22 protein-coding genes are annotated in these 24338 nt (G+C 71.8%); 14 read left to right on the top strand and 8 right to left on the bottom strand.

The window, feature by feature from the left end:
• Positions 1 to 37 precede the first annotated feature (37 nt).
• The 3 genes from ABT112_RS13885 to ABT112_RS13875 all read left to right on the top strand — a co-directional run bounded on the left by ABT112_RS13885 (position 38) and on the right by ABT112_RS13875 (position 5309).
• Complete coding sequence (locus tag ABT112_RS13885) at positions 38 to 2680, top strand: transglycosylase domain-containing protein (RefSeq protein WP_351509056.1); 2643 nt, start codon at positions 38 to 40, stop codon at positions 2678 to 2680.
• A 93-nt stretch (positions 2681 to 2773) separates the two neighbouring features.
• Entirely contained in the window at positions 2774 to 4255 is a 1482-nt protein-coding gene (locus tag ABT112_RS13880) for a glycosyltransferase family 87 protein (RefSeq protein WP_351509054.1), read from the top strand.
• A gap of 70 nt (positions 4256 to 4325) precedes the next feature.
• A complete protein-coding gene (locus tag ABT112_RS13875) occupies positions 4326 to 5309 on the top strand; it encodes a BRO-N domain-containing protein (protein WP_351509052.1) in 984 nt (327 codons plus the stop codon).
• Between the two features lie 173 nt (positions 5310 to 5482).
• On the opposite strand, the gene ABT112_RS13870 is transcribed toward ABT112_RS13875, so the two are convergent.
• From ABT112_RS13870 to ABT112_RS13860, 3 genes are all read right to left on the bottom strand, one after another.
• Positions 5483 to 6514 (bottom strand): alanine racemase, encoded by a 1032-nt coding sequence (locus ABT112_RS13870; protein WP_351509050.1) that lies wholly within the window; start codon positions 6512 to 6514, stop codon positions 5483 to 5485.
• 91 nt (positions 6515 to 6605) lie between these two features.
• Positions 6606 to 7724: a lipid II:glycine glycyltransferase FemX gene (locus ABT112_RS13865; RefSeq protein WP_351509048.1), complete on the bottom strand. Its 1119-nt coding sequence runs from the start codon at positions 7722 to 7724 to the stop codon at positions 6606 to 6608.
• A gap of 126 nt (positions 7725 to 7850) precedes the next feature.
• On the bottom strand, positions 7851 to 8180 hold the full coding sequence (locus tag ABT112_RS13860) for a hypothetical protein (protein WP_351509046.1): 330 nt from the start codon (positions 8178 to 8180) through the stop codon (positions 7851 to 7853).
• Positions 8181 to 8449: 269 nt separating this feature from the next.
• Here ABT112_RS13860 and rpsF point away from each other — a divergent pair, with 269 nt between their 5' ends.
• The 4 genes from rpsF to rplI all read left to right on the top strand — a co-directional run bounded on the left by rpsF (position 8450) and on the right by rplI (position 10180).
• Complete coding sequence (rpsF, locus tag ABT112_RS13855; RefSeq protein WP_351509044.1) at positions 8450 to 8740, top strand: 30S ribosomal protein S6; 291 nt, start codon at positions 8450 to 8452, stop codon at positions 8738 to 8740.
• A gap of 84 nt (positions 8741 to 8824) precedes the next feature.
• Positions 8825 to 9415, top strand: coding sequence for a single-stranded DNA-binding protein (locus ABT112_RS13850; RefSeq protein WP_351509043.1), 591 nt, complete (start codon positions 8825 to 8827; stop codon positions 9413 to 9415).
• A 63-nt stretch (positions 9416 to 9478) separates the two neighbouring features.
• Positions 9479 to 9715: a 30S ribosomal protein S18 gene (gene rpsR / locus ABT112_RS13845; protein WP_003978893.1), complete on the top strand. Its 237-nt coding sequence runs from the start codon at positions 9479 to 9481 to the stop codon at positions 9713 to 9715.
• 18 nt (positions 9716 to 9733) lie between these two features.
• Positions 9734 to 10180: a 50S ribosomal protein L9 gene (gene rplI, locus ABT112_RS13840; RefSeq protein WP_351509041.1), complete on the top strand. Its 447-nt coding sequence runs from the start codon at positions 9734 to 9736 to the stop codon at positions 10178 to 10180.
• Between the two features lie 349 nt (positions 10181 to 10529).
• On the opposite strand, the gene ABT112_RS13835 is transcribed toward rplI, so the two are convergent.
• A complete protein-coding gene (locus ABT112_RS13835; RefSeq protein ID WP_351509040.1) occupies positions 10530 to 11864 on the bottom strand; it encodes an MATE family efflux transporter in 1335 nt (444 codons plus the stop codon).
• Between the two features lie 498 nt (positions 11865 to 12362).
• Here ABT112_RS13835 and dnaB point away from each other — a divergent pair, with 498 nt between their 5' ends.
• Complete coding sequence (gene dnaB, locus ABT112_RS13830; RefSeq protein ID WP_351509151.1) at positions 12363 to 13817, top strand: replicative DNA helicase; 1455 nt, start codon at positions 12363 to 12365, stop codon at positions 13815 to 13817.
• Between the two features lie 107 nt (positions 13818 to 13924).
• Here dnaB and ABT112_RS13825 read toward each other — a convergent pair whose 3' ends face one another.
• A complete protein-coding gene (locus tag ABT112_RS13825; RefSeq protein WP_351509038.1) occupies positions 13925 to 14491 on the bottom strand; it encodes a dihydrofolate reductase family protein in 567 nt (188 codons plus the stop codon).
• A 234-nt stretch (positions 14492 to 14725) separates the two neighbouring features.
• Here ABT112_RS13825 and ABT112_RS13820 point away from each other — a divergent pair, with 234 nt between their 5' ends.
• Both ABT112_RS13820 and ABT112_RS13815 read left to right on the top strand, forming a co-directional pair.
• Entirely contained in the window at positions 14726 to 15229 is a 504-nt protein-coding gene (locus tag ABT112_RS13820; RefSeq protein ID WP_351509150.1) for a GNAT family N-acetyltransferase, read from the top strand.
• Positions 15230 to 15515: 286 nt separating this feature from the next.
• Complete coding sequence (locus ABT112_RS13815; RefSeq protein WP_351509036.1) at positions 15516 to 16895, top strand: serine hydrolase domain-containing protein; 1380 nt, start codon at positions 15516 to 15518, stop codon at positions 16893 to 16895.
• Positions 16896 to 16984: 89 nt separating this feature from the next.
• On the opposite strand, the gene ABT112_RS13810 is transcribed toward ABT112_RS13815, so the two are convergent.
• Complete coding sequence (locus ABT112_RS13810) at positions 16985 to 17437, bottom strand: GNAT family N-acetyltransferase (RefSeq protein WP_351509035.1); 453 nt, start codon at positions 17435 to 17437, stop codon at positions 16985 to 16987.
• Between the two features lie 41 nt (positions 17438 to 17478).
• The gene (locus ABT112_RS13805; protein ID WP_351509033.1) at positions 17479 to 17952 is read right to left on the bottom strand and encodes a MarR family winged helix-turn-helix transcriptional regulator; all 474 of its coding nucleotides are present in this window, start codon (positions 17950 to 17952) and stop codon (positions 17479 to 17481) included.
• A gap of 174 nt (positions 17953 to 18126) precedes the next feature.
• On the opposite strand from ABT112_RS13805, the gene ABT112_RS13800 reads away from it, so the two are divergent.
• Entirely contained in the window at positions 18127 to 19344 is a 1218-nt protein-coding gene (locus tag ABT112_RS13800; protein ID WP_351509032.1) for an MFS transporter, read from the top strand.
• A gap of 122 nt (positions 19345 to 19466) precedes the next feature.
• Here the strand turns inward: ABT112_RS13800 and ABT112_RS13795 are convergent, their stop codons facing one another.
• A complete protein-coding gene (locus ABT112_RS13795) occupies positions 19467 to 20033 on the bottom strand; it encodes a DUF2269 domain-containing protein (RefSeq protein WP_351509030.1) in 567 nt (188 codons plus the stop codon).
• Positions 20034 to 20123: 90 nt separating this feature from the next.
• Here ABT112_RS13795 and ABT112_RS13790 point away from each other — a divergent pair, with 90 nt between their 5' ends.
• From ABT112_RS13790 to ABT112_RS13780, 3 genes are all read left to right on the top strand, one after another.
• Complete coding sequence (locus ABT112_RS13790) at positions 20124 to 20756, top strand: HAD family hydrolase (RefSeq protein ID WP_351509148.1); 633 nt, start codon at positions 20124 to 20126, stop codon at positions 20754 to 20756.
• A 575-nt stretch (positions 20757 to 21331) separates the two neighbouring features.
• Positions 21332 to 23452 carry a globin domain-containing protein gene (locus ABT112_RS13785; protein ID WP_351509028.1) on the top strand — a complete coding sequence of 707 codons (2121 nt, stop codon included), beginning with the start codon at positions 21332 to 21334 and terminating at the stop codon, positions 23450 to 23452.
• Positions 23452 to 24294, top strand: coding sequence for a pyridoxamine 5'-phosphate oxidase family protein (locus ABT112_RS13780; protein ID WP_502975333.1), 843 nt, complete (start codon positions 23452 to 23454; stop codon positions 24292 to 24294). The genes ABT112_RS13785 and ABT112_RS13780 overlap by 1 nt, the downstream gene beginning before the upstream one ends.
• Positions 24295 to 24338: the final 44 nt, after the last annotated feature.

Genomic DNA, 24338 nt, shown 5'->3' with positions numbered 1-24338 from the left:
GTCAGGCGAGAGCGCCTGCCCGAGGAGTAGCTGTTCCATGAGCGAGCACCGTCGCAAACCACCGCAGTCGCCAGGCGGTGGACGCGCTGCGGCCCGACGCGGAGGGCAGCAGCCACCGTCCGGCCGCCGAGCCGCGCCAGAGCGCGGCACGACCGGGTCCGCAGCGGGCCCTGACGAGGAGCGGAACCCAGGGCGCGCGGAAGCGCGCCGAGCCGCCCAGCGAAGTGGTGGAGGCAGACGACGGGCCGCCGTGGGCCTCGAGGGCGGTGCCCGGGCCGCCGGCCGGGCCTCCGCGCGGGAGCCCCGGAAGAAGCGCTGGATCGACTACCCGCGGTCGGACCGTGACGGTGCCCGCCGCTGGGTGCCGTCCTGGAAGCAGACGCTCGGCACCTGCATCGGCTTCATGGGCCTGATCGTGGGCGGTGCGGGCATCGCCCTCGCGGTGGTCGAGGTGCCGAACGTCAACGACGCGGCCGAGGTCGAGAAGAACGTCTACTACTGGTCGAACGGCAAGCAGATGGCCGTCGCGGGTGGCGGTGACTTCAACCGCCAGATCGTGCCCATCACCGAGATCCCCGTGTCGATGCAGAACGCCGTGATCTCGGCGGAGAACGCCTCGTTCGAGGACGACTCGGGTGTCGACCCGATGGGCATCGCCCGCGCCGTGTTCAACATGGCCAAGGGCGGCGCGACCCAGAGCGGTTCGACGATCACCCAGCAGTACGTCAAGAACGCCATGCTCACCCAGGAGCAGACGCTCAAGCGGAAGCTCTCCGAGCTCTTCATCTCCATAAAGGTGGGCGCCACCAAGGAGAAGCCCGAGATCCTCGCGGGCTATCTGAACACCGCCTACTACGGTCGCGGGGCGTACGGCATCCAGGCGGCCGCCCGCGCGTACTACGGCGTGGACTGCAAGGATCTCAACGCCAGCCAGGGCGCGTTCCTCTCCGCGGTGCTCAACGGTCCCAACCTGTACGACCCCTCGGGCGGGCAGGGGCCGCTGGCGACCCGGGAGAAGAACTACCAGCGGGCGAAGGCCCGCTGGGCGTGGACCCTCAAGCGGGAGGTCCAGGTCGGCCGGATGGAAGCGGCGGAGCGGGACAAGTTCCTCAAGAAGGGCTTCCCGACGCCGGATCCGCCGAAGCCCGCCACCTCGATGTCGGGGCAGCGGGGTTACCTGGTGAACCTCGCCGACAACTACATCGTCGCCAACAGCAAGATCAGCAAGGCGCGGCTGGACAAGGGTGGATACCAGATCCACACCACGTTCAACGAGAAGAAGATGCGTCAGCTCGAATCGGCCGTCCAGCGGGTCTCCAAGGAGAACCTGGACCCGGACAAGCGGGAACGGGACAAGTACGTCCAGTTCGGCGGCGCTTCGGTGGAGCCCAGGACCGGCAAGATCGTCGCGATCTACGGCGGCAAGGACGCCACCGAGCACTACACCAACAACGCCGACTACACCGGCGTTCAGGTCGGTTCGACGTTCAAGCCCTTCGTCCTGGCCGCGGCGATGACCGACGGCCGGAGGGATCCGAAGGGGCCGCGCGTCCAGGAGGACGCGTCGCGGACACCGGTCTCCCCGGCCAGCGTCTACGACGGTGACAACAACCTGACGCTCAAGGACTACGACGGCTCCGTCTGGTACAACGAGCACAACAAGGAGTGGCACCAGCGGAACGACGGCAACGAGGACCGCGGGCAGATCGACCTGCGGACCGCGATGCGGTTCTCGGTGAACACCCCGTACATCCAGCTCGGTATGGACGTCGGTACCGACAAGGTGAAGGAGGCGGCGCTCTCCGCGGGGATGACCGAGGAACAGCTCTCCTCGATCATGCCGTCCTTCTCGCTCGGCACCTCCGCGCCCAGCGCGATCCGGCTCGCCGGCTCCTACGCGACCTTCGCGGCCAGCGGCCAGCAGATCGACCCGTACTCGGTCTCGAAGGTCGAGCGGAAGGGCCGGAACTACTACACGCACAAGGGCAAGGTCGCGACGGCGTTCGACCCGAACGTGGCGAACAACGTCACCGACGTCCTCAAGACCGTGGTCCAGAAGGGCACCGGCACCTCCGCCCAGCTCCCGGGCCGTGAGGTGGCGGGCAAGACCGGTACCACCGACGGCAACAAGTCGGCCTGGTTCGCGGGCTACACACGGCAGCTGTCCACCGCGATCGGCATGTTCCGGGTGAACGACCAGGCCAAGAGCCAGAAGTTCCTCGAGATGTACGGCGTGGGCGGCGAGAAGAGCATCCACGGTGCCTCGTACCCGGCCGAGATCTGGGCCGACTACATGGGCAAGGCGATGCAGGGTCTCCCGGCGAAGCCGTTCCCGGTCGCGGAGCCGATCGGCAGGAAGATCTTCGGAACCGGAGCGGTGCGGCCGACTCCGACGCCGACCCCGTCGGACACGCCCACGGCGTCTCCCTCGAAGTCGCCGTCCGAATCGCCGACCAGTTCCCCGTCCACCTCTCCGAGCCCGTCGGACACCTGCAGCGTCTTCGACCCGCGGTGCGAGCCGAACGGCGGGGCCGGCGGTGCCGGCGGTACGAACGAGGGCGCCGACGGCGGTACCGACGCCGGGTCCACCGGTACGCCGACACCACCCGGCAACAGCAACGGAAACGGCAACGGGGGCGGCGAGCTCTTCGGCGGGCCCACCGCGACCCGCCGCGAGTGACCGTTCGCGCCTGACCCGCACACGACACAGCCCCCGCCCGGTCCGACCGGGCGGGGGCTGTGTCGTGGGGGCTCGTACGGCAGGATGTGGGCCATGACGAGCGTGCAGGAGGACCGGCAGCCCGTACGGCCCACGACGGAGGACGAGGTCGCCGCGGCCGGCAGCGAGCTGATCGGCGGCCCGGCCGGCCGCCGTGCGCTGCCCGGCACCGGATGGTGGACGCCGGTGCGGGTCGTCGCGCTCGTGGCGATCGGGATGTTCGCGCTGGGCATGGTGCAGAAGCTGCCCTGCTACAACGGCGCCTGGTTCTTCGGGGCCGACAGTCAGTACACCCACGCCTGCTATTCGGACATTCCCCACCTTTTCTCCGCTCGTGGCTTCGCGTCGAACCTGACTCCGTACTTCGACCGGCTGACCGGTGACATGGAGTACCTGGAGTACCCGGTCCTCACCGGCCTGTTCATGGAGGTGGCCTCGTGGCTGACCCCGGGCGGCGGGGTCCAGCACCGGGAGCAGATCTACTGGCTGGTCAACGCGGGCATGCTGATGGCCTGCACGGCCGTCCTCGCCGTCTGCGTCGCCCGGACCCACCGGCGCCGCCCCTGGGACGCGCTGCTCGTGGCCCTGGCGCCCGCCCTCGCGCTCACCGCCACGATCAACTGGGACCTGCTCGCGGTCGCGCTCACCGCCGCGGCGATGCTCATGTGGTCGCGCAGCCGGCCGCTCGCCGCGGGGGTGCTGATCGGGCTGGCCACGGCCGCCAAGCTCTACCCCTTCCTGCTGCTCGGTCCGCTGTTCCTGCTGTGCCTGCGGGCCGGGCGGTGGCGTGCGTTCGGCCGGGCCTTCGGCGGGGCGGCGGGTGCCTGGCTGGTGGTGAACCTGCCGGTGATGGCCCTGGCCCCGGAGGGGTGGAAGAAGTTCTACACCTTCAGCCAGGAGCGGCCCGTCGACTTCGGCTCGTTCTGGCTGATCATTTCCCAGCGCACCGGGGACCCGCTGGAGAACGCCAACACCTGGGCCACGGTGATCACCCTGGTGCTGTTCGCCGGGATCGGGGCCCTGGCCCTCACCGCGCCCCGCCGCCCCCGCTTCGCCCAGCTCGCGTTCCTGGTCGTCGCCGTGTTCATCCTGGTGAACAAGGTCTACTCGCCGCAGTACGTGCTGTGGCTGATTCCCCTCGCGGCGCTGGCGCGCCCCCGCTGGCGGGACTTCCTGATCTGGCAGGCATGTGAGGTCATGTACTTCACCGGCATCTGGATGTACCTCGCGTACACCTCCAGCGGCGACAAGCACCACGGTCTGCCGGCCGAGGGGTACCAGTTGGTGATCCTCATCCACCTGCTGGGCACGCTGTACCTCTGCGCCGTGATCGTGCGGGACGCGCTGTTCCCCGAGCGGGACATCGTGCGGCGCGACGGCTCGGACGACCCGTCGGGGGGCGTCCTGGACGGTGCCCCGGACGCGTTCGTCCTCGGACGGGAGCAGCACGCGCGGCACGCCCTCTACGACGGCGGGACCTACGTGCAGTGGGGAGTGCGGGCTCACGGAACCGCACATTCGGCATCTATGGAGTGAACTTCCCCCAGTGCGGGTGAATGCGGTTTACCAACTCACCTAGCGTGCGCGGCGGAGGTGATGTTCCGCCATGAGCGAACGCGGTGAATCATCCGTCGGAGCGCCGGAACACGATGCCATCGACGTCGACGACTTCGTCTACGCGGCCACGGGCGCACGGGTGCGCCGACTGACCATGCCGGGCGGAGAGCACTGGTTCCCGGCGGCGGAGGTGGCCGAGGCGCTCGGATACCCGGAGCCGCTGCTCGCCGTCGCCCGGCTGGTGCCCGGAGAGCACACGGCCACCCTCGACGAACTGGCGCGGAGCGTCGCCGGGAGCGATGCGCTCCGGGCCATGGCGGGGCAGGCGGTCAGGGAGCGGACGGGCATGGTCAGCCTCCAGGGGCTCGTACTGCTCGTGGCGGGCTGCGCCGAGCCGGCCGCGCAGCCGTTCCGGAGCTGGATCGCCGAGGTCGTGCACACCGTGCAGCGCGACGGCGGCTACGTCCTGGCCGAGTCCGAGGTGCAGCCCCGCCGGTGTCCCGGCCGGGCGGACGGGCCGCGGGTCCGTGCCGTGCCGGACGCGGTGATCGACGCCATCACCGGGCTGGAGCAGCGCCGGGGCGCGTTCGACCACGGGCTCGTTCCGGTCCGCCGGGAGGGGGCCCGCATGCGGCGGGAGGGCATCGACGCGCAGCTCGACGTGGTGCGGTCGATGGCCCGGATCGCGGACTCGCTGGAGCGCATCGCCCAGCGCATGCGCTCACGCTCCGCCAAGGCGCGGCCCGGGGCCCCGGCCCTGTCCACCGAGGCGGTCCTCACCGACTGGCGGGAACGGCTCGCCCTCACCGCGGAGGTCGACGCGGTGGCCGCGCACATCGTGCCGCACCTGGTGCGCTCCGGAGAGGTGAGCCGCCCGCTGGAGTCGATCGCGGCCCGCACCGGGCTGTCGGTCGACCGGGTCCGGGACTGCCTGCACTTTCTGCTGCGCCGCGACTGCATCCGGCGGTCCGGGGTGACGGCGGAGGGCACACCGGTGTACGTGCTCGGCCGGCGGGGGCGGCCCGGAGCGTGAGGCGGGGGCGGGAGTGTCCGGCCGGGGCCCGCCGGGCCGGTCGCGGGCGTGCGGGAACGGCCCTGAGTGTGTGGCGGGACGTCAGGGCCCGGGCGGGCCCGGAAGACGGGAAGGGCCCGGGTCCGCACGTCGGCCGTGCGGTCCCCGGGCCCTCGCCGCGGGTGTTGCGGACCTCAGCGGTCGACCACCCGGTCGAACTGGGTCGTGGTGTGCCGGAGGTGGGCCACCAGCTCCTCGCCCACCTTGGGCTCGGGGGCGTCGTTCGGCACGAACAGGATGGACACCTGCATGTGCGGCGGCTCGGCGAACCAGCGCTGCTTGCCCGACCAGACGAAGGGCGACAGATTGCGGTTCACCGTCGCCAGTCCGGCGCGGGCCACCCCCTTGGCGCGGGGCATGACGCCGTGCAGGGCCTTCGGGGACTCCAGCCCGACCCCGTGCGAGGTGCCGCCGGCGACCACCACCAGATAGCCGTCGGAGGCGGCCCGCTGCTGGCGGTAGCCGAAGCGGTCGCCCTTCGCGACCCGCGTGACGTCCAGCACCGAGCCCCGGTACTCGGTGGCCTCGTGGTCGCCGAGCCACAGCCGGGTGCCGATCCTCGCGCGGAAGCGGGTCTGCGGGAACTGCTGCTGGAGACGGGCGAGTTCGTCCGCGCCCAGGTGGCTGACGAACATCGTGTGCAGCGGCAGCCGGGCGGCGCGGATCCGGTCCATCCAGGCGATGACCTCCTCGACCGCGTCCGAGCCGTCCGTGCGGTCCAGCGGGAGGTGCAGGGCGAAGCCCTCCAGCCGCACGTCCTCGATCGCCGCGTGCAGCATGGGCAGATCGTGCTCGCTCACACCGTGCCGCTTCATGCTGCTCATGACCTCGATGACGACGCGCGCGCCGACCAGGCCGTGCACGCCCTCCACGGAGGACACCGAGCGGATCACCCGGTCCGGCAGCGGCACGGGCTCCTCGCCGCGCCGGAACGGGGTGAGGACCAGCAGGTCTCCGCCGAAGTAGTCCTTCATCCGCGCGGCCTCGTACGTGGTGCCCACGGCGATGATGTCGGAGCGGAAGCGGGTGACCTCCTCGGCCAGGCGCTCGTGGCCGAAGCCGTAGCCGTTGCCCTTGCAGACCGGGACGATCCCCGGGAACTGCTGGATCACCGACTGCTGATGCGCCCGCCAGCGCGCGGTGTCGACATAAAGGGTGAGCGCCATGGCCGGTCCGGAACCTCTCTCGTATCTGCGGTGTATGGGAGGTATGAAGCAGAGAACGTGGGGGACGACGGTGGCGTCGTCGACGGATCGGTCAGCGCCGCGACATGTAGATGTCGAGCGCCTTGTGCAGCAGCTTGTTGAGCGGGAAGTCCCACTCACCGAGGTACTCGGCCGCCTGCCCGCCGGTGCCGACCTTGAACTGGATCAGACCGAAGAGATGGTCGTTCTCGTCGAGGGAGTCGCTGATGCCGCGCAGGTCGTAGACGCTGGCGCCGAGGGCGTAGGCGTCGCGCAGCATGCGCCACTGCATCGCGTTCGAGGGCCGGACCTCGCGCTTGTGGTTGGCGGAGGCTCCGTAGGAGTACCAGACGTGGCCGCCGACGATCAGCATGGTCGCGGCCGCGACGGCTTCGCCCTCGTGCGTGGCGAAGTAGAGCCGCATCCGGTTGGGGTCCTCGGAGTTGAGGGCCGTCCACATCCGCTGGAAGTAGCCGAGCGGCCGCGGACGGAAGTGGTCGCGCTCCGCGGTGATCTCGTAGAGGCGCTGCCACTCGGCCAGGTCGTCGTAGCTGCCCTGGACGACCTCGACGCCGGCCTTCTCGGCCTTCTTGATGTTGCGGCGCCACAGCTGGTTGAAGCCCTTGTGGACGTCCTCGAGGGAGCGGTTCTCCAGCGGCACCTGGAAGACGTAGCGGGGTTGCACGTCACCGAAGCCGGCCCCGCCGTCCTCGCCCTGCTGCCAGCCCATCTTGCGCAGCCGGTCCGCGACCTCGAAGGCGCGCGGCTCGATGTGGGTCGCCTCCACGTCGCGCAGGCGCTTCACATCCGGGTTCTGGATGCCGCCCTTGATCGCGGCGGCGTCCCACCGCCGGATCACCACGGGCGGGCCCATCTTCACGGAGAAGGCGCCCTGCTGCTTGAGGTGCGCCAGCATGGGCTGCAGCCAGTCCTCGAGGTTCGGCGAGAACCAGTTGATGACCGGCCCCTCGGGCAGATAGGCCAGGTAGCGCTTGATCTTGGGCAGCTGCCGGTACAGGACCAGGCCCGCGCCGACGAGTTCACCGTTCCTGTCGAACCAGCCGAGGTTCTCGGAGCGCCACTCCGACTTGACGTCGGCCCAGGCCGGTACCTGCATGTGGCTCGCCGCAGGCAGGCTCTGGATGTACGCCAGATGCTGCTCACGGCTGATCGTCCTCAGGGTCAAGCTCATGCGGGGCGCTCCTCGGCAGGTGTGTCCCCAGGGTCGGGGCTCCGGCTCTCGCCGGAAGCCTACTGCGCCAAGGTCCGTGCCCTCCCGTGCCCGGTCCCCCGGCCACCTGCGCCCCGCCGGCGGCCGCTAGCCGAGCACCCCGCCGAAGAGCCCGCCGTGGGCCATGCCGAGGAAGAAGCCGAACGCCGCCGCACCGAGCCCGATGATCAGGAGAAAGCGCTCAGCGGTGGTCGCCGAGATCATCTGCCCCCATGCCCCGGTCAGGACACCGATCAGGCCGGTCCAGGAGCTGATCAGGTGGAGGTTGTCGAACTGCGCCGTGACGAAGGCGACAGCCCCCAGCACGATCGTCGCAGCCACCAGGCTGTTCTCGACGGGATGCGCCTTGCCGTCACTGTTGAGGACAGAGGTCAGTGCGGAGAAGCGGCCGTGGGACTGTCGGACCGGTTGCGCCATGGGGCACCTCCTGGCGAATCGGCGGCGCACTGTAGCGCCGCACCCACCCGATGTGTACAGATTGCGGCCATCCGAGCCCGGATTTCAACCGGAAGGCTCGTAGCAGGTACTCTGTACGGTCTGCACCGGCGTCTGTCCAGGTCGAAATCCGGTCCCGCAAACGGGACGGGAACCGACTGTCAGTGGCAGCCGATACCGTTGCCAACGCATTACGACCCTCCTGCCACGGAAATGCCGTGGCCGCTGAGTCCAGAGGAGGTGGGTTCCACATGCGTCACTACGAGGTGATGGTCATCCTCGACCCCGATCTCGAGGAGCGCGCTGTCTCCCCGCTGATCGAGAACTTCCTTTCCGTCGTCCGTGAGGGCAACGGCAAGGTCGAGAAGGTCGACACCTGGGGCCGTCGTCGTCTCTCGTACGAGATCAACAAGAAGCCCGAGGGCATCTACTCGGTCATCGACCTGCAGGCCGAGCCTGGGGTTGTCAAGGAGCTCGACCGTCAGATGAACCTGAACGAGTCGGTCCTCCGGACCAAGGTCCTCCGTCCCGAGACCCACTGAATCTCAGTCCCCGCGACTGACGTTCAGCGGTAATCGGGTCCGAGCAGCAAGCAGCCAGCAGCACACCCGCCGAGAGGTTCACCCATGGCAGGCGAGACCGTCATCACGGTCGTCGGCAATCTCGTCGACGACCCCGAGCTGCGCTTCACCCCGTCCGGTGCGGCGGTCGCGAAGTTCCGCGTCGCGTCCACTCCCCGCACCTTCGACCGCCAGACCAACGAGTGGAAGGACGGCGAGAGCCTCTTCCTCACGTGCTCGGTGTGGCGGCAGGCGGCGGAGAACGTCGCCGAGTCGCTCCAGCGCGGCATGCGCGTCATCGTGCAGGGCCGGCTGAAGCAGCGGTCCTACGAGGACCGCGAGGGCGTCAAGCGCACGGTCTACGAGCTGGACGTCGACGAGGTCGGCGCCAGCCTGCGCAATGCCACGGCCAAGGTCACCAAGACCACCGGCCGCGGTGGCCAGGGTGGTTACGGCGGCGGTGGCGGCGGTGGCCAGGGTGGCGGCGGCTGGGGCGGCGGCCCCGGTGGCGGTCAGCAGGGCGGCGGCGGGGCTCCCGCCGACGACCCGTGGGCGACCGGCTCGCCGGCCGGCGGCGGCCAGCAGGGCGGCGGTGGCTGGGGCGGCGGCTCCGGCTCCGGCTCCGGCGGCGGCTACTCGGACGAGCCGCCCTTCTAGGCCGCCTCGGCGGTCTGGTCAGGGCGACCAGCACAAACTTCTTGATCACACTGGAGAGAGACAATGGCGAAGCCGCCTGCTCGCAAGCCTAAGAAGAAGGTTTGCGTGTTCTGCAAGGAGAAGATCTCCTACGTCGACTACAAGGACACGAACCTGCTGCGGAAGTTCATTTCCGACCGCGGCAAGATCCGTGCCCGCCGGGTCACCGGCAACTGCACCCAGCACCAGCGTGACGTCGCCACGGCCGTGAAGAACAGCCGTGAGATGGCGCTGCTGCCCTACACCTCGACTGCTCGCTAAAGGGAGGGTGACCGAATCATGAAGATCATCCTCACGCACGAGGTCTCCGGCCTCGGCACCGCCGGCGACGTCGTGGACGTCAAGGACGGCTACGCTCGCAACTACCTGGTCCCGCGCGGTTTCGCGATCCGCTGGACCAAGGGTGGCGAGAAGGACGTCGAGCAGATCCGTCGCGGTCGCAAGATCCGCGAGATCGCCACGATCGAGCAGGCCAACGAGGTCAAGGCTCAGCTCGAGGGCGTGAAGGTCCGCCTGGCCACCCGCTCGGGTGAGGCCGGCCGTCTCTTCGGCTCCGTCACCCCGGCCGACATCGCCTCGGCGATCAAGGCTGCCGGTGGTCCGGACGTGGACAAGCGCCGCGTCGAGCTCGGCACGCCGATCAAGACCCTGGGCGCGCACCAGGTGTCCGTGCGTCTGCACGCCGAGGTCTCCGCGAAGGTCGGCATCGAGGTCGTCGCCGCCTGATCGCTGTGCTCGGCACATCGTGTCGAAGGGGCCGCACCGGACGAGGTGCGGCCCCTTTGCCGCGTTCGGGGTGACGAGTTCGCCGTGTTCGGGGTGACGAGGTTGTCCCGGAGGCCAGAGGTGGTGTCCCGGACAGGGAATGAGGGGCTGTGCCCGCGGACGGGTAGCCGGCCCCGGTGGCGCGGGTGCCGTATCCGCGGTGCGGAGCCCCGGTTCGGGCCGGCGGAGTCCTGTCGGCGTTACGGGGGCCGCCCTGACGGCGCACCGTTCCGCCCGGACCCGGTGTTGGACGGGCCCCGTTTCGGACGGACCCGGTGTCGCCCGGACCTCGTGTCGGACGGACCCCGAGTCAGCGGGTCGCGCCGGTGACGATCCAGCGCCCGGACCGTGTCCTGGCCGCGAGCGTGACCAGCCGGATCGACATCATCAGGGCCATCACCCACCACAGGGCGGTGAGGCCGCCTCCGAGGTGCGGTACGGCGAGCGCCACCGGGGCGAACACGGCGAGTGTCGCGATCATGGCCCAGGCCAGGTACGGACCGTCGCCGGCACCCATCAGCACGCCGTCCAGGACGAAGACCACCCCCGAGACCGGCTGGGTGAGCGCGACGACCAGCAGGGCGGGGAGCAGGAGTTCGTGCACCGCCGGATCACCGGTGAACATCGGGAGGATCAGCGGCCGGGCGATCACCACCAGCAGGCCCAGCACCACCCCGGAGGCGATGCCCCACTGCACCATCCGCCGGCAGGCCGCCTTGGCGCCGGCCACGTCCTCGGCTCCCAGGTAGCGGCCGATGATGGCCTGCCCGGCGATGGCGATGGCGTCCAGGGCGAAGGCCAGCAGCGACCAGAGCGACACGATGATCTGGTGGGCGGCGATCTCGGCGTCGCCGAGCCGGGCCGCCACCGCTGTGGCGATCAGCAGGACCGCGCGCAGCGACAGCGTGCGGATCAGCAGGGGTGTCCCTGCCTGGGCGCAGGCCCGGATGCCGGCGGCGTCGGGGCGCAGGGAGGCACCGTGCCTGCGCGCTCCGCGCACCACGACGACGAGGTAGGCCGCCGCCATGCCGCACTGGGCGAGGACGGTGCCCCAGGCGGAGCCGGCGATGCCGAGACCGGCGCCGTAGACGAGGGCCGCGTTGAGGGCGGCGTTGGCGGCGAAGCCGCCGATCGCGACCTTGAGCGGGGTCCGGGTGTCCTGGAGCCCCCGCAGCACGCCGGTGGCGGCCAGTACGACGAGCATGGCCGGTATGCCGAGGGCGCTGATCCGCAGATAGGTCACGGCATACGGGGTGGCCGTGTCGGAGGCACCGAAGAGCCCGACCAGTGCCGGAGCGGCCACCAGCGTCGCCGCGGCCACGGCGGCACCGAGCAGCAGGGCGAGCCAGATGCCGTCCATGCCCTGCCGGATCGCGGCCGGAAGGTCTCCCGCGCCGACCCGGCGGGCGACCGCGGCGGTGGTGGCGTAGGCGAGGAAGACGAAGACGTTGACCGCGGTCAGCAGCAGGCCGCCGGAGATGCCGAGCCCGGCCAGCTGTGGGGTGCCGAGGTGGCCGACGATCGCACTGTCGACCATGAGGAAGAGCGGCTCCGCGACGAGTGCGCCGAAGGCGGGGAGGGCGAGCGCCACGATCTCGCGATCGTGGCGTCTGCTGCGCTGCGCGGTCGCGGGGGCCTGATTCATGCGGCCCACCGTAATCTTCCACAGGTAAGAGGTGCAAGGGTCCTAGGTCCCTTACTGGGCACTCGGAGGGGCGATCTCCTCTGCGCCGTTTGTCGCGATCTTGAACCCCTCGCGAAAGTTTTTCTTCTGCACAGCCGGTGGATGGTAAAAGTGCAGGTCAGGGCGGCGGGGTTGGGGTGATTGTGTGTTTGTCCACAGCGCTTTCCCCCGCGCTGTGCACAGGTTTGGCGCGCTTCTCCACAGGTTGGGCCCGACCATCCACATGGCCTGTGGATAACCGTCTTGGCTGGCGGTGCCGTCGGCCCTACCGTGGTGCGGCGCCCGCCGCCTGTTCCGGCCCCGAAACCCCAGCGAACTCGACGCGTCGGACCGGGAGTCGGGCGCCTCATGTGTCAGCGCGGTGCCGTATGAAGGACGAGGACGGCATCGGGGAATGCGCCGTGCCCGGAAGGGCGCGCGTCGCGGTCGGAGGGAGGTGCCGGGGTGAGCCAACAGGAGATGGAAGATGCCTGGGCGGCGGACATGGGTCCCAGTGATCGCCTGCCGGCCTCCCGGTCCCCCCGCGGTGGCGACCGGGCGCGGACCGAGCGGCACGACCGCGGCCAGGACGACTGGTCGGGCGGCTCCGGCTTCGAGCGCGTGCCCCCGCAGGATCTGGACGCCGAGCAGTCCGTGCTCGGCGGCATGCTGCTCTCCAAGGACGCCATCGCCGACGTGGTGGAGGTCCTCAAGGGCAACGACTTCTACCGCCCGGCGCACGAGACCGTCTACCAGGCGATCCTCGACCTCTACGCCAAGGGCGAGCCCGCCGACCCGATCACGGTCGCCGCGGAGCTGACGAAGCGCGGCGAGATCACCAAGGTCGGCGGCGCGTCCTATCTGCACACCCTGGTGCAGTCGGTGCCGACGGCGGCGAACGCGGAGTACTACGCCGAGATCGTCCACGAGCGGGCGGTGCTGCGGCGGCTGGTCGAGGCGGGCACCCGGATCACCCAGATGGGATACGCGGCCGACGGCGACGTGGACGAGATCGTCAACAACGCCCAGTCCGAGATCTACGCCGTCACCGAGCAGCGGACCAGCGAGGACTACCTCCCGCTCGGCGACATCATGGAGGGCGCCCTCGACGAGATCGAGGCCATCGGCTCGCGCAGCGGCCAGATGTCGGGCGTCCCGACCGGCTTCACGGATCTGGACTCGCTCACCAACGGACTGCACCCTGGCCAGATGATCGTCATCGCGGCCCGTCCCGCGATGGGTAAGTCCACCCTGGCGCTGGACTTCGCCCGGGCCTGTTCCATCAAGGCCAACATGCCGAGCGTGATCTTCTCCCTGGAGATGGGGCGCAACGAGATCGCGATGCGACTGCTGTCCGCCGAGGCCCGGGTCGCCCTGCACCACATGCGGTCGGGCAGCATGACCGACGAGGACTGGACCCGGCTGGCCCGCCGGATGCCGGACGTCTCCGGCGCCCCGCTCTACATCGACGACTCGCCCAACCTGTCGATGATGGAGATCCGGGCCAAGTGCCGACGGCTCAAGCAGCGCAATGACCTGCAACTGGTCGTCATCGACTACCTCCAGCTGATGCAGTCCGGCGGCGCGCGGCGCCCCGAGAGCCGTCAGCAGGAGGTCTCGGACATGTCCCGGAACCTGAAGCTGCTGGCCAAGGAGCTCGAAGTCCCGGTCATCGCGCTGTCGCAGCTGAACCGTGGTCCGGAGCAGCGGACGGACAAGAAGCCGATGGTGTCGGACCTGCGTGAGTCGGGCTCCATCGAGCAGGACGCCGACATGGTCATCCTGCTGCACCGCGAGGACGCCTACGAGAAGGAGTCACCGCGGGCGGGCGAGGCGGACCTGATCGTGGCGAAGCACCGTAACGGTCCGACCGCGACGATCACCGTGGCCTTCCAGGGCCACTACTCCCGGTTCGTGGACATGGCTCAGACCTGACGGAGCGGACGTGCAGGGTCTCGCGGCTGATGTCGTCATCTCACGGACCGTGTCGTACCGATGTCATGGACGACATCACCGTGAGACCAGTGCGTGGGTGCTGCTGCTCAGCGCCTCGTCTCGTACCTGGTCAGGACCACGCCGCCGGGAAACGTCCGCGTCTCCACCAGGTTCAGGTTCATCCAGCCGTCCAGCGCGGTGAAGAACGGTGTGCCGCCGCCCACCAGGACCGGATGGGCGGCGATCATGTACTCGTCGATCAGCCCGGCGCGCATGGCCGCACCGGCGAGCGTTGCGCCGCCGATGTTCATCGGGCCGCCGTCCTCGGCCTTGAGCCGGGTGATCTCGGCGATCGCGTCGCCGGTGACCAGGCGGGTGTTCCAGTCGACCTCCTCGATCGTGGAGGAGAACACCACCTTCGGCGTGTCCCGCCAGTTCCGCGCGAACTCGATCTCCGCCGGGGTGGCGCCCGGCTGCTGGTCGCCGGTCGGCCAGTAGGAGCTCATCGTCTCCCACAGCTTGCGCCCGTACAGCGACAGGCCACTCGCCTGCTCGTGGTCGAGCCACCACTGGAACAGCTCGTCGCTCGGCGGTCCGCCCCAGCCGATGTCGTCGCCGGCCGCGGCGATGTAGCCGTCCAGGGTCAGGTTCATGCCGTAGATCAGTTTCCGCATGGCCCAGCCTTCCGTCCGTGGGTGTCCGGCGTAGGGACCAGCGGCGCGGGAAACTCATCGGTGCGTGACCGGGCTCGCCGGCAGTCCTCGTGCTCGGGGCTCAGCGTGATGTACTCGGCCGGCACCGGCAAGCCGCCTGCGGCGGATCGTCCGGCACCTCCCATCGGTGGGGATCCTGCAAGCCGCGGAGCGCCATGGACGGCTCCGGGGGCGCGCGGCAGACTCGTCGGCATGGTGGTGCCCCTGCGGGTCCTCACGGCGGACGACTGGCCGCTGTGGCGGGAGGTCCGGCTCGCCGCCCTGGCCGAGGCGCCGGAGGCGTTCACCGCCCGGCTCGCCGACTGGGACCGGGGCGGGGAGGAGCAGTGGCGGGCACGGCTGGAGATGCCCGGCGCCCACCGTGTCGTCGCGCTGCTGGATGGCCGGGCCGTCGGGGTCGCGCGCGGCATTCCCGACGGCAGGGGCGGGTGCGAGCTGAGGTCGGTGTGGGTCGGCCCGGAGGCACGGGGCCATGGTGTCGGGGACCGGCTGATCGAGGCGGTCGAGACCTGGGCCCGGCAGTCGGGGGCCGGGGTGCTGCGGCTCGCGGTGATCCCGGGCAACGAGCCCGCTGTCGCCCTGTACCGGCGCAACGGGTTCGTCACCACGGCCGAGCCCGGTGCGCTGCTGTCCGACGGCGTCACCCGTGAGCGGGTGATGGTGAAGGCGCTCCGCGGGCCCGACGGCGGCGAGGGGTGAGGTGGGGGTGAGCGCCCGCTGCGGTCGTACGGTTCCGGCCGGCCGGGAGGGCCGGATGGGCGCCCCCGGTCGCGCGACCCGTCCCGGCAGTGGGCCCCGGTCCTCCGCGATACGACGCGCCCGAGCGACCCCGCTGCCCCGCGATGCGGCCTGCCGGTACGACGCGCCCGAGTGACCCCGGTGCCCAGCGATACGGCCCGCCCGGGCGACCCGCTGCCCCGCCGTGCGCCCCGCGGGGGCGGCGGAAGCGTGCGCCGTGTCCCGCGCACCGGTAGAAGTGGTCCCCATGACTGACCCGTTCGAGAATCTGCTGCCCGACACCCGGCGGGCCCTGCACCACCGGATCGCCACCGCGCAGGCCCAGGGCCGTTCCCCGTCGCTGGTCGGGGCGGTGGTGCGGGACGGCCGTACGGTGTGGACCGGGGGCCGCGGCGCGGTGGCGGGGCGGGAGCCGGACGGCGACACCCAGTACCGGACGGGCTCGATCACCAAGACCTTCACCGCCGTCCTGGTGCTGCGCCTGCGGGACGAGGGGCTGCTCGATCTCGCCGACCCGCTCGACAAGCACCTGCCGGCGACCGGAGCCGGGGAGGTGACGATCGCCCAGCTGCTCGCCCACACCGGCGGCCTGGCCGCCGAGACCCCCGGCCCCTGGTGGGAGCGGACTCCGGGCGAGCTGCGCCGCGCGCTTCCCGACGTCCTCGGCGAGGAACCGTTCCGGCACCCGCCCGGCCGGGTGCACCACTACTCCAACCCCGGCTACACCCTGCTCGGTTCCCTCGTCGGGCAGCTGCGCGGCGAACCGTGGGAGACCGTGCTGCGGCGCGAGGTGCTGGAACCGCTCGGGATGGACCGGACGACGACGCGGCCCGCGGCCCCGTACGCCGACGGCTGGGCGGTGCACCCGTGGGCGGATGTGCTGCTCCCCGAACCCGCCCAGGACCTGGGCCTGATGGAACCCGCCGGTCAGCTCTGGTCCACGGCCGCCGACCTCGGCCGCTGGGGCGCCTTCCTCACCGCGGGCGACGCGCGGGTGCTCGCACCGGAGACCCTCGCCGAGATGCGCACCCCGGCCGCGGCACCCGGGAGCGACAGCTGGGACGCGGGCTACGGTCTCGGCCTCCAGCTCGTCCGCCGGGACGGCCGGACGCTGGCCGGACACACCGGCTCCCTGCCCGGCTTCCTCGCCACGCTGTGGACGAGCGCGGAGGACCGGCTGGCCGCCGTGGTCATGGCCAATGTGACCGCGGGGCCGGCGGTCGCCGCCGTCGCCGCGGAACTCGTCCGGATCGTGGCCGAGCGCGAGCCCGTCGTCCCCGCCCCCTGGAAGCCGCTCCCGGAGGCCGATCCGGAGCTGCTGGCGCTGACCGGGCCCTGGTACTGGGGGCCGACGCCGTACACGCTGCGCCTCGCCGCCGGCCGCGCCCTGGAGCTCACGCCGCTCGGCGGCGCCGGCCGGGCCTCCCGTTTCCGGGCCGCGAAGGACGGGACGTGGACCGGCCTGGACGGCTATCACGCGGGCGAGACGCTCCGCGCGGTGCGGTCCGACGACGGCTCGGTGAGCCATCTCGACCTGAGGTCCTTCGTGTTCACCCGGCAGCCGTACGACCCCGCGGCCCCGGTGCCGGGCGGGGTCGACCCGCAGGGCTGGCGGCCCTTGCCGTAGCGGTCGCCGCCGTGGGAGTGGCCGACGTCCACGGAGGCGAGCCCGCCGCGGAGACCGCCGGCCGGTGCCGTCGGTCTCCGCGGCCGGCGTCAGAGCTGGAGTTTGAAGCCGATGTGCGAGCCGGTGAAGCCGAGCCGCTCGTAGAAGCGGTGGGCGTCGGTGCGGGTGGCGTCGGAGGTCAGCTGCACCAGCCCGCAGTCCTGGCGGCGCGATTCGGCCACCGCCCACTCGATCAGCAGCGTGCCCAGGCCGCCGCCCCGCTCGTCCGCGTGGATGCGCACGCCCTCGATGACGGAGCGGGTGGTGCCGCGACGGGAGAGCCCGGGTATCACGGTGAGCTGGAGCGTCCCCACGACCCGGCCCGCGCGTTCGGCCACCACCAGATGCTGGTTCGGGTCGGCCGTCAGGCGTTCCAGGGCGCGCAGGTACGGCGCCGGGTCGTCGGGTGACTCGCGCTGCGCGCCGAGCGGGTCGTCGGCCAGCATCGCGACGACGGCGGGGATGTCCTGCGGCGTGGCCGGGCGGATCTCAAGATCACTCATGACCGCACCCTAGACACGTCGCGTCCCGGGAGCGGGGGCTTTCAGACCGCGACGACCGGGGCCGTCGGGCCGATGGCCTCCACCGCGGCGACCAGCGGAGCCAGCTCCGGCACCCCGGAGGCCTCGTCCAGTGCTTCCCGGAGCGCCGCGTCGTGGGTCGGGCGGGCGCGTTCCAGCAGGTCACGGCCGGTCTCGGTGACCTCGGTGTAGATGCCCCGGCGGTCGGTGGGGCAGAGGTAGCGGGACAGCAGGCCGCGGTCCTCGAGCCGGTTGACCAGCCGGGTGGTGGCGCTCTGGCTGAGGACGACCGCGTCCGCGAGCCGGTTCATCCGCAGGTGCCCGCCCTCGCCCCGGTGCTGCCCGCTGAGGACGTTCAGCACGGAGAACTCGCGGACGCTCAGCTCGTGCCCGGTCTGCAGGGCCCGCTCGATATGGGCCTCGATCCTGCCGTGCAGCAGCGTGAGGGCGCACCAGCCCTGCGCGAGGTAGCGCTCCCCGGTGTTCGGCTCGGACATCCGATGTCCTCCTCGGCTCGTCCCACGGCGCACGGCCGTTCCGTCCGGACCCCAGGATAGGCCACCACCGAAATATACGGCGCCTGCAAATGTCTCGCTTGAAAATAGCCAGCGTCTGCAACTATTGTCGGCGCCCGTAAGGAGCGCACGCACGTACACAGGGAAGGCGCACTCATGCCTCTCGCTCTTCTGGCGCTGGCCATCGGCGCCTTCGGCATCGGCACCACCGAATTCGTGATCATGGGGCTGCTCCCCGAGGTCGCGGCCGACTTCCACGTCTCCATTCCGACGGCCGGCCACCTCACCACCGGCTACGCCCTCGGGGTCGTCATCGGGGCCCCGCTGCTCGCCGCGCTGGGCACCCGGATCCCCCGCAAGCGGATGCTGATGCTGCTGATGGGGGTGTTCGTCGCGGGCAACCTGCTCTCCGCGGTCGCGCCCGTCTTCGGCGTGATGCTCGCGGGGCGCGTCCTGGCCTCCCTGGCGCACGGCGCCTTCTTCGGCATCGGCGCGGTGGTCGCGGCCGACCTGGTCGCCCCGCAGAAGCGGGCCGGGGCCATCGCGCTGATGTTCACCGGCCTGACGGTGGCCAATGTGGTGGGTGTCCCGGCGGGCACCTTCATCGGGCAGGGCCTGGGCTGGCGGGTCACGTTCACCCTGGTCGCGGCGCTCGGCGTGGTCGGCCTGGCCGGTGTCGCGGCGCTGGTCCCGGCGCAGCCGCGGCCGGAGGGGGCCCGGCTCCGCGGCGAGCTGGCCGCCTTCCGCAACGTCCAGGTGCTGCTCGCGATGGCGATGACCGTCCTGGGCTTCGGCGGGGTCTTCGCCGCCATCACCTACATCGCGCCGATGATGACCGGGGCGGCGGGCTTCGCGGACTCCTCCGTCACCTGGCTGCTGGTTCTCTTCGGCCTGGGCATGGTCGGGGGCAACCTCGTCGGCGGGAAGTTCGCCGACCGGGCCCTGATGCCGATGCTGTACGTGTCCCTGGCCGCGCTGGCCCTGGTGCTCGGGCTGTTCGCCCTCACCGCGTACGACAAGGTGGCTGCCGCCGTGACCCTGCCGCTGATCGGAGCGCTGGGCTTCGCGACCGTGCCGCCGCTGCAGAAGCGGGTGCTCGACCAGACCGCTGGGGCGCCCACCCTGGCGTCGGCGGTCAACATCGGCGCTTTCAACCTCGGCAACGCGCTGGCCGCTTGGCTCGGCGGGATCGTCCTCGCCCAGGGCTTCGGCCCCACCGCGCCCAACCTGGTGGGCGCGGCGCTCGCGGCGTCCGCGCTCGGGCTGGCCGTGCTCTCCGGTGCCCTGGAGCGCCGGACGGGCCGCGGCGGCGGCCGGATCGTGGCCGGTGGCCGGGCGGCCGAGGAGCTTCAGGCGCCGGCGGCTCACTCGTGACACCGGCGGGGGCACTCCTGACACCGGCGGCTCACTCGTGACAGCTGCCCCCCGGGGACGGCTCCTGCACGCGGGCTGACGCCTTGTCGTCAGCCGGCGCGCCGGGCGGTCCGACAGCGGCCTCAGGGCGCCGGGCCGTCCGACGCGGTGCCCGCCCGCAGTCCGGACCGGTCGGCGCCGCCGGCGGGACGCGCGGTCTCCCGGACCCGGCGGCCGTGCCGGGTGAGGCCCCAGGGCTTCAGGACCGAGACCGCGGTGAGGAACACGTAGAGGGCCGTGGCCACCGCCGGGGCGACCACCAGATCGGTGGCGGCCGCCCCCACCGGCCCGCCGGAGTCGACGGCCGCCGCCGCGTGGTCGATCCGCGAGCGGAGGACGACGACCGAGACGCCGGTCGCGGCGAGGGTGAGCCAGAACTTGGTCAGCACCCAGCGGTGCCGGACCAGCCCCCAGGGCGTGCCCAGGGCCAGCACCACCCCGCTGAGCAGGGAGAGCACGCTGAGCGGGGCGACCAGCCAGTCTCCGAAGATCTTCATCGCACGGTAGGCGGCCTCGGCGGTGACGGCGGATTCGGTGACCGCGGCGGCGATGCCGAGGGTGAGCAGACCGACCGTCAGGCCGAGCCAGCCGACACCGACACAGACATGGACGACGAGGGCGGCCCGGCGGGCGGGGCGGGTCAGATGCATGCCTCCACGGTCGCCGCGGCCGGGCCGGGGCGCATCCCGCAGCGGGAGTATCCGCCGCTGCGCGCGGGCGAGTACGCCTACCCTCGCGGGATGGCGACTCTGCACCTCTTCGACCTGGACGGCACCCTGATACACGGCTCGGCGGCGCCGGTGGAGATCTCCCGGCAGCTCGGTCTCACCGAGGAGATCGCCGAGCTCGAACGGGCCTTCGCGACGCGGCGGATCGAGCCGCCCGCGTTCGCGGAGCGGGTCCGCGACCTCTGGTCCGACCTCACCGAGGCCCATGTGGCGGCGGCGTTCGACGGCGCACCGTGGCTGGACGGCATCCGTGAGGTCTGGGCGGGCATCCGGGACAGCGGCGACCACTGCGCGGTGATCTCCCTGTCGCCCGGCTTCTTCGTGGAGCGGCTGCTGGACTGGGGGGTGCACGCGGCGTACGGATCGCGCTTCCCGGCGGTGCCGTTCCGCGAGCCGGTCGACCCCGCGGGCATCCTCTCCCCCGCGGCGAAGGTCCGGATCGCCGACGAGCTGTGCGTGCGGTTCGGGGTGGCGCGCGCGGACTGCGTGGCCTACGGCGACTCGATGTCGGACGCGGAGCTCTTCGCGGCGGTACCGACGTCGGTCGCGGTGAACGCGGACCACCACCTGACGGACCTCGCGTCCCGGGCATACACCGGACGCGATCTCCGAGAGGCTTACGAACTGGTGCGTAACCGCCGGTAATTCATTACTGACGAGTTGCCTAGGGAATTCTCGGCATTGTGGGCGAGATCACGGAAATCGGGGGGTTTCCGGAAGTGATCGAGATCGGGACTTGTGGTTTCATCCGCGCCCGGTATGGTCGACTCCAGTTCAGCCACGACTCGCTGGCGTCACGTCGAGAGTGACATGGCAGCCTAGCGGGAATGCGGCCTTCGTTACCCGGACTTCCGGCTATTTGTCCGGCGAGGTCATGGGAAGTGGCACGCTGCACGGAAGGGAACTGCGGCCAATGTCACACCAGGCGGCTTTCGTCCGCTTTGTGTTGACTCGTCGGCACTGGTAAGAGCCGTAAAGGATTTTGATCGAGAGCGATCAATTGCGGGCACATTCCAACCTTTGGATGTGCGAAGACTGACCGAAAGACGTTCGAGGCGAGGCAGACCATGGATGCTCCGACCACTACGTCAGCCGATAACGGCGGCTCTGGCGGAAACGGTGGGGACTGGGGTTGGTTCACTCCTGGGCCGAGCAGGAAGCGGACAACGGAACCCGAACACGAGGACCGGGAACAGGCCGACCGGATACCCAGCCGTCCGGTGAGCCCGATCCGCCCGGTGGGCGGCCGCGGCCAGGACAGCGGCCCGGCCGAGCAGTACGACGACACCCCCCGGCCCGGCCCCGCCGCCCCGCCGAACGCCTACGGCGGCGCCCCCGAGCACCAGCGGCCCGCCGACCACGGCCCCGGCCAGGGCGTACGTCCCGGAACCGGCCCGCAGCCGGCGGCCCCCGGGTACGGCACGCCCGAGCGTCCCGCGCCGGACCACACCGACGGCTACGCGGCCCCCGGCTACCGGGCGCCCGAGCCCGCTCCCGCCGAGGAGGAGCAACTGGTCCCCTCCTTCATGCGCCGGACCGGCCAGGGCGCGGCCGCCGCCACCGACCCGCACCGTCCCGCAGAGCGCTACCCCGAAGAGCGCTACTCCGAAGAGCACCGCCCTCAGGAGCAGCGCGCGGCAGCGCCCCGCCCCGGGGACGCCGCCGCGGCGGGCCGCCCTCAGCCGCAGCAGGCCGCCCCGCAACAGGCCGCACCGCAGCAGACGTTCCCTCAGCAGGCCGCCCCGCAGCCCCCGCGCGCCACCTCGCCCCAGCAGTACGCCGGCCGGCCGCAGGCCCCGCAGCCCCCGCACGCCGACCGGCCGCAGCCGCCGTTCGCCTCCGCGCCGCCTGCCCAGCCCGCGCCGTCCGTTCCTCAGGCGCCTGCTCCTCGGGCGCCTGCTCCTCAGACCCCCGCCGCGACAGCGTCGTCTCCGGCCGCCCCGCCCCGGCAGGAGCCCCAGCACCAGCAGCACCAGCCTGAGCAGCCCCAGCACCCCGCGCACCCGGCCACGCCGCAGCCCCCGGCGGGCCCGGCGGGCGGCACCTCGTCCGCCGCCCCCGCCGCCGCAGGCCCCGCAAGCACCATGGGCCCCGCAGCCACCACAGGCCCCGCAAGCACTGCGAGCCCCGCAAGCACCGCCGGCCCCGCGGCCGAGGCGTCCCGCGAGGCGCCCCCCGCCGACCGGCCCCGCCCGGCCGCCGAAGCCGGTACCGCCTCACCGGACGCGATCCTCATCCAGCGCACCATGGCGGAGATCGAGCCCATCGCGGACAAGGTCACCTCGTACTTCTACGCGATGCTCTTCGTCCAGCACCCCGATCTGCGGGCGCTGTTCCCCGCCTCCATGGACACCCAGCGCGACCGCCTGTTCAAGGCCCTGCTGACGGCGGCCCGGCACGTGGACGACTCGGCCACGCTCAGCGAGTACCTCTCCCATCTCGGCCGCGGCCACCGGAAGTACGGCACGCAGCCCGAGCACTACCCGGCGGTCGGCGAGGCCCTGCTCGGCGCGCTCGCCCGCCACGCCCCGGAGAGCTGGAGCGCCGAGACCCAGGCCGCCTGGGTGCGCGCCTACACCGCGATCTCCCAGATCATGATCGACGCGGCGGCCGAGAACGAGCGCACGGCCCCCGCCTGGTGGGACGCGGAGGTGGTCGCCCACGATCTGCGCACCCCCGACATCGCGGTGGTCACCGTGCGGCCCGACCAGCCCTACCCGTTCCGGGCCGGCCAGTACACGTCGCTGGAGACCCCGTGGTGGCCGCGCGTCTGGCGGCACTACTCCTTCTCCTCCGCGCCGCGCTCCGACGGGCTGCTCTCCTTCCATGTGAAGGCGGTCCCGGCGGGCTGGGTGTCCAACGCCCTGGTGCACCGGGCCCGTCCGGGCGACACCATCCGCCTCGGCCCGCCCGCCGGGTCCATGACCGTCGACCACAGCACCGACAACGGACTCCTCTGCCTGGGCGGCGGCACCGGCATCGCCCCGATCAAGGCGCTGGTGGAGGACGTCGCCGAGCACGGCCGCAAGCGCCCCGTCGAGGTCTTCTACGGCGCCCGCAGCGACCACGACCTCTACGACATGGACACCCTGCTGCGGCTGGAGAAGTCGCACTCCTGGCTGGCGGTGCGGCCGGTCGTCTCGCACGGCCCGACCAACGGCCTCAGCGGCCCGCTGCCCGACGCCGTCCGGCAGTACGGCCCCTGGAACGCCTACGACGCGTACCTCTCCGGCCCGCCCGGCATGATCCGCAGCGGTATCGACGCGCTCACCGGCATCGGCATCCCCTCGCACCGCATCCGGCACGACTCCCTCGAAGAGCTGGTGGCGGCGGGCGCCTGATGGACGCGGACGTGGAGACGGATCCCGGTGCGGCGCCGTCCGCCACCGAGCCTCCCGTGCCGTCGCCCGGCCCCGCCGAGCGCCCCGGCAGCGACGGCGAGCACGCGGTGCAGCGGGCGCTGGGGACGACCGCCCGCGCCGACCGGTTCTACCGGGAGCAGGTGCTCGACCGGCTGAACGACCGGATGCGCGATTTCGTCGGCCGCCAGGAGATGTTCTTCCTGGCCACCGCGGACCGGCACGGCGAGTGCGACAGCTCGTTCCGGGCCGGGCCGCCCGGCTTCCTCCAGGTCCTGGACGACCGGACGCTGGTCTACCCCGAGTACCGGGGCAACGGTGTGCACGCCAGCCTGGGCAACATCGAGGAGAATCCGCACCTCGGCATCATGCTGATCGACTTCCTCCGGGACCGGATCGGGCTGCACATCAACGGCCGGGCGAGGATCGTCCCCGACGCGGAGATGCGGGCCGACCGTCCGGAGCTGCCGGTCGACCCGGTGCCCGGCCGCCGGGCCCGGGTCTGGGTCGAGGTCACCGTCGAGGAGGCGTACATCCACTGCGCCAAGCACATCCCGCACCTGCGGAAGGTCCCGGCGCAGGACCGTGCGCAGGCATGGGGGACCGACGACGTCAAGCGCAAGGGCGGGGATTTCTTCGGCGCGGCCGCCGGGGCCGGCAGTCGTCCGCCGTACACCCGGCCGCCCCGGGAGGGCGCGGACGGGCCGCCGTGGGCCGGCGAGGGGGCCGCGGGCTGGCGCCGGGTCGCCGAACAGGCCCTCGCGGAGGCCCGCCGCCGGGACGCGGGGAGCCGGCCGGCCCCGTACGGCGGCTGGTTCCGCTGAGCGGACGGCCGTCCGGGGCACCTCCCCCGGCGCGGCTGCCGTCG

The sequence above is a fragment of the Streptomyces sp. NPDC002055 genome (genome assembly GCF_040296705.1).
In the GTDB taxonomy this organism is placed as follows: Bacteria; Actinomycetota; Actinomycetes; order Streptomycetales; family Streptomycetaceae; genus Streptomyces.
This window is presented reverse-complemented; position numbering and strand designations above follow the sequence as displayed.